Here is a 10,300-nt window from a genome sequence, read left to right on the forward strand (position 1 = left end):
GTATATTAATTTCCAGCAAAGCTATTACCACAATGTTAGGCCTATGTTAGGTATAAATTACCTTTTGTTTACCTAAGTGTTAAGCCAATGTTAACTGCCTTTAGGTTCAATATCTTAGGCCTGCTTTTTTGCAAAGAAAGTGCAAAAGCCATATTGGTCCTATTAATAAGAATTTAATGTCGGTAAGAAAAGAGGGCTTTTTACCCTCTATTTTATGACCAATGAACTGCCCCACCCAGGACACGACAAAAATGCCCAGACAAACCTGCCACACAGCCGGTCCGCCCGCAGCCTCCAGTTTCTCCAATTGCACTATCCCCATGCTCATCACAAAGATCAGGATCAGCATCAGGTAAGACATCACCGGAGAAAGACGATAGTAATAATATACGGAAAATGCGATCAGGAATGAAGCCCAGTTCACATAGCCGTTGTACCTGCCCAGAAATTCGAGATGTGGAAAGGGTATCGACCAAACCAGACCGAGCAGACTGAAAACGATAAGCGGAACGCATATCCAGTGCAATAGCTCGTTCGTATGGTTTTGATGGCTTTCCGAATACTGTTCGAAAAGCCGGTCAATCTCACGTTTTGCTGGAGCCGCCATAGTTGAGTGCTTACTTCGCAAAAGCAACGGAACGGGTTTCCCGGATCACCGTTACCTTAATCTGGCCGGGATAAGTCATCTCGGTCTGTATACGGTTAGAGATATCCGCAGCAAGCAGTTCCGCCTGCTGATCGGTAACACGCTCACTCTCTACCACTACGCGCAGTTCGCGACCAGCCTGAATGGCAAAGGTCTTCTCAACGCCAGGGTATGATAAAGCCAGCTCTTCCAGTTCTTTCAATCTCTTGATATAACTTTCAACCACCTCACGGCGTGCACCCGGACGTGCGCCTGAAATCGCATCGCAAGCCTGAACGATCGGTGAGATCATCGAAGTCATCTCGATCTCATCGTGGTGAGCACCAATAGCGTTGCAGATCTCCGGATGCTCCTTATATTTTTCAGCCAGTTGCATACCGAGAATAGCGTGTGGAAGTTCCGGATTGTCATCAGGCACTTTACCTATATCGTGCAGTAAGCCGGCACGTTTAGCCATTTTCGCATTCAGCCCAAGTTCAGCAGCCATGGTTGCGCAGAAATTCGCCACCTCGCGGGAGTGATGCAGCAGGTTCTGACCATAAGACGAGCGGTAACGCATACGTCCCACCATACGGATCAGTTCAGGGTGCAGACCATGGATGCCCAGATCAATCACCGTGCGCTCACCGATCTCCACGATCTCGTCTTCAATCTGTTTCTTTGTTTTGGCTACAACCTCCTCAATACGCGCCGGGTGTATCCTGCCGTCTGTTACAAGGCGGTGCAGGGCAAGTCTGGCAATCTCCCTCCTTACCGGGTCAAATCCTGAAAGAATTATTGCCTCCGGTGTATCGTCAACAATGATCTCAATACCGGTGGCAGCCTCAAGCGCCCTGATGTTACGACCTTCGCGACCAATAACGCGACCCTTGATCTCATCACTTTCAATATGGAATATAGATACCGTATTCTCAATAGCAGCTTCTACAGCTGTACGCTGAATGGTTTGAATAACTACCTTTTTTGCTTCCTTAGTTGCCGTAAGCTTAGCATCGTCTACGATGTCTTTAACCTGGATCATGGCCTGAGTACGTGCCTCCTGCTTCATCGTTTCCACCAACTGGCTCCTGGCCTCCTCAGCAGTAAGGCCTGCTATGGTCTCCAGTTGCCTCACATGCTGGTTTTTAAGTACATCAACCTCTTCCTGCTTCTTAACCGCTATTTCCGTTTGTCGCTCCAGGCTTTTGCGCTGATTATCAAGTTCCTGCTCTTTGCGGTTTGCGTTTTCAAGCTTCTGGTTAAGCGACTGCTCCTTTTGCTTCAGCGAGTTCTCACGTTGATTAAGCTGATTGTTCCTGGAATTCACTTCCTGCTCATGTTCAGATTTCAGTTGGAGAAATTTCTCTTTGGCTTCCAGCAAGCGGTCCTTTTTCAAGATTTCCGCGTTGGTTTCCGCATCCTTTAATATCTTTTTTACTTTGTTCTGAGCAGCAACTTCCTGGTTTTTCAGCAGGCTGCGCAGCAGGTACCTGCCTATAAAGACTCCGATAATTAAACCGAGAAGTACATATCCTATAATTCCTAATATTTCCATTTTTTATTTACGTTAATGCCCTGTTGCGGATGGGTCCATCCGTTTATCGTTTAAAAAAAAACCGCAACTAAATTTTACAAGTCCCAAATTTTAAAAACCTCAACGTTAGCATAATTAGGATTTAAGTCATTTTCAGATGCTATGAAATGAAATACACTCTCTCAATCCTATAAATATTGAAGTGTTAAGCTTTAAAAATAGTGAAACTCAAAAACTAGCTGCGGCTAATATTTTTTGTCAATTACTAATATAAAGAACGTACTATTTAGAGAAAAAATCATTCAATAAACCATCCAGCTCGCCAACCTTTGATGCCACTTCAGTGTCCTGAGTCTGAATCTTACTTTCTACCCTCAATACTGCAGTTGCATAATGCAATACTGCCATCGAAAGCAAATCCTGCTTATCCCTGACCGCGTAATTTTCCTGATAGTCCTTTATACGTTCATTGATAATTTTGGCCGCCCGCCTCACAATTTCCTCCTCCTCAGTATTCACCTTTAGAGGGTAAATACGATCGGCGATGGTTATTTTTATCGAGATTTCTCCCATTTCTTAGTTTTGTTTCACTCTATCACCACTGCTATCTTTTAAGCAGCAAAACGCACTTATCTATTTCACGCACAAAATCGTTAATTTTTTGCTTTATATCAAGAGTCTTTTCACTTGTACCCTCAATGCTTTTCGCCAGCTTCAACACCCGCATCTTCTCTTCAAGCTCAGCCTGCTTATTCCTGTAAACATCATTGGCCGTTTTTACCGACTGGTTTTCAAGCTTCAAGAGATCATTTTCTTCCTGCAGCGCATTGCACAACTCAATCAGCCTGGCTGTTTTATGCATCACTGCGGTTAACTGATCTGCAACTGAAGACATCTCTTTATTTCTAAAATCTACTTAAATTTCTTAAAACAGGCCTATTTTCTAATCTCGGCATTCGCTGTTTGCGCTAAGTTATGCATAATCTTTTGCATAACGGAATCAATTTGTTTATCCGTTAACGTTTGCTCCTCGTCCTGCAAAGTAAAGTTCAGCGCATAAGATTTCTTACCGGCGGGCAGCTTATCGCCCATATACACATCAAAGACCTGCACGTTCTTCACCAGCTTGCGGTCCGATTTATAGGCGATGGTACTCAATGCCTCGAAGGTTACCGTAGTATCCACCAGCATGGAGAGATCCCGTCTTACCGCCGGGTATTTCGGCACTTCTTTATTGATGATCTTATTTTTCCTCACCATATCGAGCAGCAACGCCCAATCAAAATCAGCATAGTAAACGTCTTTGTCTACGTCAGCCTTTTTCTTATCCGCAGCCGTGGCTGCCCCAAAACTCACGATCACCTTTTCGCCCCGGAAATATTTCAGTCCGTACGCAAAATTTGCATCCTGGGTTTCGGCCAACTGATAATTGCCTACGCCCAGGCGATTCATCACCGCATCTACCGCTGCCTTAAGGTGGTAAAAACTCACCGGAGTGTCTTTGTGGTTCCATTGTTCGGGCAAAGTAGCACCCGACATCAGCAGCAGCAGACGCGGACGCTCCACATATTTTCCGTCGATCAGGTGATAAGTTTTGCCGAACTCATAAAACTTCAGGTCGGCCGCCTTTCTTTTCTGGTTATAAGCCACACTCTCCATCGCCGGAAGCAGCAACTCCTGACGCATAACATTCAGGTCGGAGCTCAGCGGGTTCAGTATCTGCACCGCTTCTTCAGGCACTTTCGAATACGCACCTTTGGTAAGCGAATTACACCATATCTCCAAAAACCCGTTGGCCGTAAGCATATCTGCTATCACATGCTGCGTTTGTTCCCTATCCGGCTTAGCACTGTACGACAGTGAAGCGTTGATCTTACTTGGTATTTCAATGTTATTGTATCCGTATATACGAAGTACTTCTTCGGTAACGTCGCATTCGCGGGTTACGTCTACCTTAAAGGCTGGCACTTTCAGTGACAATGTACCTCCCTGCTCCTGCGCTATCTCAATACCCAGCGCCGAAATGATCCCCCGGATTTCCGCCTCAGGAATACTGGCGCCGATCAGCCTGTTGATGTTCGCATAACTTACTTCCACATCAAAAGGCTGTACCGGGTTAGGATAAATATCAGAAACAGCAGAACTGATCTGTCCGCCTCCAAGTTCCTGAATCAATAAAGCCGCACGCTTTAATGCCGTAACGGTCATTTCCGGATCCGTCCCTCTTTCAAAGCGGAAAGAAGCATCCGTTTTAAGGCCATGTGCCTTGGAAGTCTTGCGCACCGACACTGCATCAAAATATGCGCTTTCCAGGAACACATTTACGGTTTCTTCAGAAACACCTGAGCTTTTGCCGCCAAAAACACCTGCAATACACATAGGCCCCTCCGCATCACAGATCATCAGGTCAGACGCCCCAAGTTTACGCTCCACACCATCAAGCGTTACAAAAGGTGTTCCCTCTGCACACTTGCGGACCACCACTTTTCCGCCCCTGATCTGATCGGCATCAAAAGCATGTAAAGGTTGACCCAGCTCGTGCAATACATAATTGGTAATGTCTACAATATTATTGATCGGGCGAATGCCGATAACTTTTAGTTTATCCTGCAGCCAGTCGGGCGATGGCTTAACTGTTACACCTGTGATGGTCAGACTGCTGTAGCGCTTACAAGCTTCTGCATCCTCTACACTTACCTCAATCCCGGCTGTGCTGCCTTCCTTAAATCCGGACAGATCGGGCATCTGAATATTTGTACGCAGATAAGCCGCCAGATCCCTGGCCACACCAAGGTGCGACGCAGCATCTGCCCGGTTAGGGGTCAGACCGATCTCAAACATATAATCGTCTTCCAGCTTAAAATAGGTCTTTGCAGGAGTACCCGGCTGCACTTCTTCGGGCAGTACCATAATGCCTGCATGAGAATTGCCCAGGCCAATTTCATCCTCAGCACAAATCATCCCTTCAGACACCTCGCCACGTATTTTGGATTTATTGATCTTGAACGGCTCGCCCTCGTTGGGATAAACCGTGGTACCTACAGTGGCTACAACAACCTTCTGACCCTCTGCTACGTTTGGCGCACCGCAGACAATCTGCAATGGTTCCGGGCCACCAACGTCCACGGTAGTCACCCTCAGCCGGTCGGCATTAGGATGCTGCGCGCAGGTTAATACATGGCCCGTCACCAAACCTTCCAGACCTCCTGGTACCGGCTGCACAGTCTCCAGACTTTCTACTTCCAGACCAATATTGGTCAGGATCAGGGAGAGTTCCTCAGGTGTTTTTTCGGTTTGAATAAACTGTTTAAGCCAATTATATGATATTTTCATCTTGTAATTTCGGTGTAAAGCGCAAAGATATAAAATAAAGCTATCTGCGTAAACCTTAAATCAGTCCCGCATCAGCGAAACTGAAATACTGCCGGTTGGTGATGATGAGATGGTCCAGGACTGGCATATCCAGCATACGTCCGGCCGCCACAAGCTTTTTGGTGATATGAAGATCCGCTTCACTTGGTTTAAGATTTCCGGAGGGATGATTATGCGCCAGGATTACGTTGGCCGCATTGTGTTCCAGACCGGTTTTAAAGATCACTTTCGGATCTGCCACCGTTCCTGCAAGTCCGCCCTTGCTGATCAGATGTTTGCCAATAACCACATTGGCCTGGTTGAGCAGCAGCACCCAGAATTCTTCATGATTCAGATCGGCAAATACCGGCAAAAGTACATCGAAAGCGTCTTTAGCTCCGCTCATTTTGCGGATAGACGGTACTGCCGTCTCTTTACGCCGCCTGCCCAGCTCAAGAGCAGCTACAATCGCCAGCGCCTTGGCCTCGCCTATACCTTTAAATTTAGACAGATCTTTTACAGACACCCGGCCGAGCTCAGCCAGATCATTGTTATAAAATGCGAGAATACGTTTGCTGAGGTCGACCGCCGTTTCGTTCCTGCTGCCCGAGCCGATCAGGATAGCAATAAGTTCGGCGTCGGTAAGTTGCCTGCGCCCCTGCAGCAAAAGTTTCTCCCTCGGCCTGTCGGCCTCGGCCCACAGCTTTATACCTAATTTTTGTTCATATGCCTTCATCATTTAAAAAATGCTTATAAACAAAAAACGGGGTACGTTTTCACATACCCCGTTTTATTATGCTGTAAAGCTAATGCTATTTTAAGCCATTAACAAACTTAGTCAGCTTAGATTTATTGTTAGCCGCTTTGTTTTTGTGAATAACATTCTTTTTGGCCAAACGATCCAACATAGATACTACTTTAGGAAGCAGCTCTAATCCTGTTTTTTTATCTTCAGCAGCACGCAACCTTTTGATAAAAGTACGGGTGGTTTTTGCCTGGTACCTGTTACGTAAACGTTTTGCTGCGTTTGCTCTAATTCTTTTTATTGAAGACTTATGATTTGCCATTTTTTGTTGTTAAATATTTTTTCTCAGAGCCAAGCCCCTTATTTTCGTTTTTTCGGACTGCAAATATAGAACTAATGTTTTTAATTTACAAAGTGACAAGACTTTTTTTTTATTTGTTTAAAAGCAGGCCGCAAGCTCCTTTGTACCATACAAGTTCGGGATAACGAAACGGAACTAAAGATCTGAGTCTGGGCAAACTACCACTGTGCAGCATGTCTGCTACAGGTTTGGGATAGGTTTGGTATACCCCCTTGGGTATAGCAAAGGTCATGCAAACCTATTGCAAACATCACCCTGTGGTATACCAATAAGACACTTTCCCAGGGCTTAGTCCGCTTTTTTCTGCGCTTTACTGAGAGCGAGGTGCGAATTTGCATAAAACATTTTGCGCCCACGCTTAAAATCCTATTTTTGATGCATCCAGGATAATATATGAAAAAACGCATTGCCATATTTGCTTCAGGCTCGGGTTCAAACGCCCAGAAACTGATGGAACATTTCAAAAACAGTACTGAGGTAGAGATCGCGCTTGTGCTGACCAACAACCCGGATGCTTACGTGCTGCAGCGTGCAGATAATTTTGAAATCCCCTCGCATGTATTTGACCGCCGCGGGTTCTATGAAACCGACGAAGTAATTGATCTGCTCAGGAACCTGGATATTGACCTGATTGTGCTTGCCGGATTTCTCTGGCTTGTGCCCATCAGGCTGATCAATGAGTACGCAGGGCGGATTGTAAATATCCATCCGGCCATACTTCCTAAGTATGGTGGAAAAGGTATGTATGGCGACCATGTACACAATGCGGTAATCGCCGCGGGCGATGCTGAGGGCGGCATTACGATCCATTATGTGAACGAGAATTATGATGAGGGCGAATACATTCACCAGGCCCGTTACAAAATAGAGCCGGGAGATACTTTGGAGATGATCAAGTTTAAGGGCCAGCAGCTTGAGCACCAGCACTATCCAAGAATCATAGAGGGGATCGTTAAAAAGTTGAAAAAATAGCTGCACTTTATCCTTCAGCCTATTCAATTATCGGTTTAAAAATCTTATTTTTGCGGCTCAAAATTTTTCGCTGATGAGTCAATCGATAAAGATCAAAAACGCTTTAATTTCAGTTTATTATAAGGATGGCCTCGAACCGCTGGTTCGCTTACTGGCCAGCCAGGATGTACAGTTGTTTTCTACAGGTGGTACCGAACAGTTCATTAAGGACCTGGGGCTGCCGGTTACCGCTGTTGAGGACCTTACAGGTTATCCTTCTATCCTGGGCGGACGTGTTAAGACCTTGCATCCTAAGGTTTTCGGCGGGATTCTTAACCGCAGGGACCTGACTTCCGATCAGGAGCAGATTGCACAGTACGAGATTCCGGAAATTGACCTGGTGATTGTAGATCTTTATCCTTTTGAAGAAACGCTTAAAGCGGGCGGCTCTGAAGCTGAGATTATTGAGAAGATTGACATTGGTGGTATCTCCCTGATTCGGGCTGCCGCCAAGAACTTTAACGACGTGGTGATCCTGGCCTCTAAAGATGATTACGGCGTGTTACAGCAACAGCTGGAAACACAAAACGGCGAAACCACCCTCGAGCAGCGTAAAGCTTATGCAAAGAAAGCCTTCCATACTTCATCAAATTACGACACGGCTATATTTAACTACTTCAACAGCGAAGATCCGCTGACGGTATTTAAGCATAGTATTGGGCAGTCTCAAACCCTCAGGTATGGCGAAAACCCGCACCAGCAGGGGGTTTATTATGGCGACCTTGATGCGATGTTTACCAAACTGAACGGCAAGGAGCTTTCTTATAACAACCTGGTTGATGTAGATGCGGCGGTTGCCCTGATCGATGAATTTGAGGCGCCTACCTTTGCTATCCTTAAACATACCAATGCTTGTGGTGTAGCTTCTAAGCCGACCATTCTGGAGGCCTGGAACGTAGCGCTGGCCTGCGATCCGGTTTCGGCTTTTGGCGGGGTACTAATTGCCAACCGTGAAATAGACCTGGATACGGCAACAGAGATCAACAAGCTGTTTTTTGAAGTGCTTATTGCTCCTTCCTATGCACCGGAAGCAGTTGAGCTTTTCCGCGGTAAGAAAAACCGTGTTATTTTGCAGCGTAATGAAGTGGAGCTGAGCAAAAGGCAGTTCAAGACTTTACTTAATGGTGTCATTGAACAGGATAAGGACCTGATTATTGAAGGCCCTGAGCAGATGACTGCGGTAACGGAGAAAAAGCCTACGGAACAGGAACTGAAAGACCTGCACTTTGCCAATAAAATTGTAAAACATACCAAGTCTAACACCATCGTGTTTGTTAAAAATGATCAGCTGATCTCGAGCGGTGTGGGGCAGACTTCGCGTGTTGACGCATTAAAACAGGCGGTTGTGAAGGCGGAATCCTTTAACTTTAGTCTGCAGGGCGCTGTAATGGCTTCGGATGCGTTTTTCCCGTTCCCAGACTGCGTGGAACTTGCTGCTGAAGCAGGAATTACTGCTGTCTTACAGCCAGGTGGATCTATAAAAGACGCTGATTCTGTTAAGATGGCAAACGATAAGGGAATTGCCATGGTAACGACCGGAATCAGACACTTTAAACACTAATTATTTGTCTGCGAATACAATAAAAAGATGTAGTTTTACATTAATATAGTACTCGAAATATTAATATTTTAAAACGTTACCTGATAAATGGGTTTATTCAATTGGTTCACACAGGAGGTTGCTATTGATCTTGGCACGGCAAACACCCTGATTATACATAATGACAAGGTAGTGGTTGATGAACCTTCAATCGTTGCTTTCGACAGACAAACAAATAAAATTATCGCCATTGGCAGGCAGGCCATGCAAATGGAGGGTAAGACCCACGATAATATTCGTACCGTCAGACCGCTTAAGGATGGTGTAATTGCCGACTTTAATGCTGCTGAGGCCATGATTAAAGGAATGATCCGCATGCTGAACGGTGGGAAGGGCTGGATGTTCCCTTCGCTAAGGATGGTGATCTGTATTCCTTCCGGCATTACGGAAGTGGAGAAACGTGCGGTGCGCGATTCGGCGGAAATTGCCGGAGCAAAGGAAGTTTACCTGATCCATGAGCCGATGGCGGCAGCGGTAGGTATCGGGATCGATGTGGAAGAGCCAATGGGTAACATGATCATCGATATAGGCGGTGGTACTACAGAAATTGCGGTTATTGCGTTATCTGGTATTGTGTGCGACCAGTCGATACGTGTGGCGGGTGATAATTTTGACTCGGATATTGTTAACTACATCCGCCGTCAGCATAATATCATGATCGGCGACCGTACGGCAGAGAAGATCAAAATTGAAGTTGGTGCGGCTTTGCCGGAGCTTCAGGATCCGCCTTCTGATTTTGCGGTGCAGGGCAGGGACCTTATGACAGGTGTGCCTAAACAGATCACGGTATCGTATACAGAGATTGCCCACTGCCTGGATAAATCTATATCGAAGATAGAAGAAGCAATATTAAAGGCGCTTGAAATTACGCCGCCGGAGCTTTCGGCGGATATTTACCAGACGGGTATTTACCTGACCGGCGGTGGTGCTTTGCTTCGCGGTTTGGATAAGCGGGTTGCAGCTAAGACTAAACTTCCTGTTCACGTGGCGGAAGATCCGCTTCGTGCCGTAGTAAGAGGTACTGGTATAGCCCTTAAAAATATTGGCGGTTATAAGTTTTTGATGCAATAAGC

The 10,300-nt window shown here is 45.9% G+C and carries 10 protein-coding genes; 3 read left to right on the plus strand and 7 right to left on the minus strand.

Annotation, left to right across the window (positions count from 1 at the left end):
* Positions 1–106: 106 nt before the first annotated feature.
* The 7 genes from QEP07_RS06990 to rpsT form a co-directional block, all read right to left on the minus strand.
* Entirely contained in the window at positions 107–607 is a 501-nt protein-coding gene (locus tag QEP07_RS06990; protein WP_256004185.1) for an Mpo1 family 2-hydroxy fatty acid dioxygenase, read from the minus strand.
* Between the two features lie 10 nt (positions 608–617).
* The gene (gene rny / locus QEP07_RS06995) at positions 618–2,180 is read right to left on the minus strand and encodes a ribonuclease Y (protein WP_285009210.1); all 1,563 of its coding nucleotides are present in this window, start codon (positions 2,178–2,180) and stop codon (positions 618–620) included.
* A gap of 261 nt (positions 2,181–2,441) precedes the next feature.
* Positions 2,442–2,732, minus strand: coding sequence for a cell division protein ZapA (locus tag QEP07_RS07000; RefSeq protein WP_256004183.1), 291 nt, complete (start codon positions 2,730–2,732; stop codon positions 2,442–2,444).
* 31 nt (positions 2,733–2,763) lie between these two features.
* Positions 2,764–3,054: a hypothetical protein gene (locus QEP07_RS07005; protein WP_285009211.1), complete on the minus strand. Its 291-nt coding sequence runs from the start codon at positions 3,052–3,054 to the stop codon at positions 2,764–2,766.
* Between the two features lie 41 nt (positions 3,055–3,095).
* Positions 3,096–5,492 (minus strand): phenylalanine--tRNA ligase subunit beta, encoded by a 2,397-nt coding sequence (gene pheT, locus QEP07_RS07010; protein WP_285009212.1) that lies wholly within the window; start codon positions 5,490–5,492, stop codon positions 3,096–3,098.
* Positions 5,493–5,547: 55 nt separating this feature from the next.
* The gene (gene radC / locus QEP07_RS07015; protein ID WP_285010736.1) at positions 5,548–6,246 is read right to left on the minus strand and encodes a RadC family protein; all 699 of its coding nucleotides are present in this window, start codon (positions 6,244–6,246) and stop codon (positions 5,548–5,550) included.
* Between the two features lie 76 nt (positions 6,247–6,322).
* Positions 6,323–6,577: a 30S ribosomal protein S20 gene (gene rpsT, locus QEP07_RS07020; RefSeq protein WP_256004177.1), complete on the minus strand. Its 255-nt coding sequence runs from the start codon at positions 6,575–6,577 to the stop codon at positions 6,323–6,325.
* A 432-nt stretch (positions 6,578–7,009) separates the two neighbouring features.
* On the opposite strand from rpsT, the gene purN reads away from it, so the two are divergent.
* The 3 genes from purN to QEP07_RS07035 all read left to right on the plus strand — a co-directional run bounded on the left by purN (position 7,010) and on the right by QEP07_RS07035 (position 10,298).
* Positions 7,010–7,588: a phosphoribosylglycinamide formyltransferase gene (gene purN, locus QEP07_RS07025; protein WP_256004176.1), complete on the plus strand. Its 579-nt coding sequence runs from the start codon at positions 7,010–7,012 to the stop codon at positions 7,586–7,588.
* A 73-nt stretch (positions 7,589–7,661) separates the two neighbouring features.
* Positions 7,662–9,188: a bifunctional phosphoribosylaminoimidazolecarboxamide formyltransferase/IMP cyclohydrolase gene (gene purH / locus QEP07_RS07030; protein ID WP_285009213.1), complete on the plus strand. Its 1,527-nt coding sequence runs from the start codon at positions 7,662–7,664 to the stop codon at positions 9,186–9,188.
* A gap of 87 nt (positions 9,189–9,275) precedes the next feature.
* Entirely contained in the window at positions 9,276–10,298 is a 1,023-nt protein-coding gene (locus QEP07_RS07035) for a rod shape-determining protein (RefSeq protein WP_084241394.1), read from the plus strand.
* The last annotated feature ends 2 nt before the right edge of the window (positions 10,299–10,300 follow it).

The organism is Pedobacter faecalis (genome assembly GCF_030182585.1).
In the GTDB taxonomy this organism is placed as follows: domain Bacteria; phylum Bacteroidota; class Bacteroidia; order Sphingobacteriales; family Sphingobacteriaceae; genus Pedobacter; species Pedobacter faecalis.

Bases quoted from the DNA above. Each gene is read 5' to 3' on its own strand.
- QEP07_RS07000 (WP_256004183.1), bottom strand. From the start codon at position 2,732: ATGGGAGAAATCTCGATAAAAATAACCATCGCCGATCGTATTTACCCT.
- QEP07_RS07005 (WP_285009211.1), bottom strand. From the start codon at position 3,054: ATGTCTTCAGTTGCAGATCAGTTAACCGCAGTGATGCATAAAACAGCC.
- purN (WP_256004176.1), top strand. From the start codon at position 7,010: ATGAAAAAACGCATTGCCATATTTGCTTCAGGCTCGGGTTCAAACGCC.
- QEP07_RS07035 (WP_084241394.1), top strand. From the start codon at position 9,276: ATGGGTTTATTCAATTGGTTCACACAGGAGGTTGCTATTGATCTTGGC.
- QEP07_RS06990 (WP_256004185.1), bottom strand. From the start codon at position 607: ATGGCGGCTCCAGCAAAACGTGAGATTGACCGGCTTTTCGAACAGTAT.
- purH (WP_285009213.1), top strand. From the start codon at position 7,662: ATGAGTCAATCGATAAAGATCAAAAACGCTTTAATTTCAGTTTATTAT.
- rpsT (WP_256004177.1), bottom strand. From the start codon at position 6,577: ATGGCAAATCATAAGTCTTCAATAAAAAGAATTAGAGCAAACGCAGCA.
- pheT (WP_285009212.1), bottom strand. From the start codon at position 5,492: ATGAAAATATCATATAATTGGCTTAAACAGTTTATTCAAACCGAAAAA.
- radC (WP_285010736.1), bottom strand. From the start codon at position 6,246: ATGAAGGCATATGAACAAAAATTAGGTATAAAGCTGTGGGCCGAGGCC.
- rny (WP_285009210.1), bottom strand. From the start codon at position 2,180: ATGGAAATATTAGGAATTATAGGATATGTACTTCTCGGTTTAATTATC.